This window comes from Streptomyces sp. NPDC058632 (genome assembly GCF_042717095.1).
Classification (GTDB): Bacteria; Actinomycetota; Actinomycetes; order Streptomycetales; family Streptomycetaceae; genus Streptomyces.
The window spans coordinates 1-475 of record NZ_JBHXQZ010000066.1 but is presented as its reverse complement, the minus strand read 5'-3'; positions in this window follow the sequence as shown (position 1 = coordinate 475).

Here is a 475-nt window from a genome sequence, read left to right as displayed (position 1 = left end):
TGGTACGGTCCCGGGGGTTTTTCTTTTACGCCGCGGGGAACGCCGCCCCAAACCCCCCCCCCCGCCCCCCCCCGGGGGGGGCCCCCCCCCCCCCCCCCGCGCGGGGGAGGGTGATCCGGGCGGCGGAGCTCACCGGCCGGAGGGCCGGGAAGTCCGGCGGTCCGAAAGCCCGAAGGCCGGAAACGGCGTCTTGTCCCCCGCTTGCGACGTATTGACAATGCACATGTCAATCAATCCTGTGGGTGGCCGGCGGAATTCCGCCGCCTCCGTCACGGGATCCGTCGCAAAGGGGGACCCCCGCATGAGAAAACCTCTCGTCGTCGCGCTCTGCGCCCTGGCCCTGGCCGGGGCGGGCGTGACCCCGGCTGCCGCGTCCGCGCCCCCCCCCAACGGCGCCGACGCGGCAGCGGACACGGCCCCCGGCGCCGGCGCGGACCACGGTAACGCCACGGCGCGCGTCGTCGTCGACCGCGTG